General features: G+C 74.3%; 1 protein-coding gene. It reads right to left on the reverse strand.

The window, feature by feature from the left end; genetic code table 11:
• On the reverse strand, nucleotides 1-1025 hold a 1025-nt coding region (locus KDK95_RS34760; RefSeq protein ID WP_212522607.1), incomplete at both ends, for an MMPL family transporter.

Genomic DNA, 1025 nt, shown 5'->3' on the forward strand with positions numbered 1-1025 from the left:
CCGGCGCCGAAGGCCTGCTGGACGGCGGCGTACCCGGCGCGGGAGGACGAGTCGGCGGGCACGACGGTGATCGAGGGCATCGCGGTACGCAGGCCGAGCACCGGGGAGGCGAGCGCGAGCAGGATCACCAGGGCCGGCAGGCCGTAGCGCAGCGGCCGCCGCCACAGCCGCTCGCCCCAGGAGGCGAACACCCGGCTGCCGCCGGCCTCCTGCCTCTCCTGCCGCTCGGCGCGCACCCACGGCAGCCGCGCGGCGTCCACCCGGGCGCCGAGGCGTCCGAGCACGGCGGGCAGCAGGGTGAGAGTGGCGGCGAGCACGAACACGACGGCGAGCATGATGCCGCCGGCCATCGACCGGAACGCCGGGACCGGGACCAGCATCACCGCCGACAGGCTGACCAGGACGGTGGCCCCCGACAGGGCGACCGCCTTGCCCGCGGTGTCCATCGTCTCCCCCACCGCCCAGTGCGGATCGCGATGCCGCGCGAGCGCGGCGCGGAAGCGCACGACCAGGAACAGCGCGTAGTCGATCCCCAGGGCGAGCGCGAACATCATCGCGAAGTTCATCGCCCAGATCGAGACCGGGGTGACGTGGTCGAGCAGCACCAGCGCGCCCGCCGAGGCGGCCAGGCCCGAGATCGTCAGCAGCAGCGGCAGCCCGGCGGCGACCAGGGAGCCGAACGCGACCACCAGGATCGCCATGGTCACCGGCCAGGACACGATCTCCGAGTGCATCATCGCGCCGTGGTTCGCGGCGTTGAAGTCGCTCCAGAGCACCGAGGACCCGGTGGCCTGCACGGTGATCCCGTCACCGGACAGGGCGTGCAGCGGCCCCTTGAGCGCGTCGGCCGCCTTGACCATGCCATTCGCATCCGCGCGCGACCCCGCCAGCAGGACCTCGGTGTGCCCGTCCGCGCTGACCGTGAGCCCGGGGCGCGGCTGGATCACCTCGGCCACGCTCCGGTTCGCCTGAAGCAGGCCCGTCGCCTTCGCGAGCACCGCGCGCGCCGCCGGGTCGGCGACCGA

The organism is Actinospica acidithermotolerans (assembly GCF_018139625.1).
Taxonomy (GTDB): Bacteria; Actinomycetota; Actinomycetes; order Streptomycetales; family Catenulisporaceae; genus Actinospica; species Actinospica acidithermotolerans.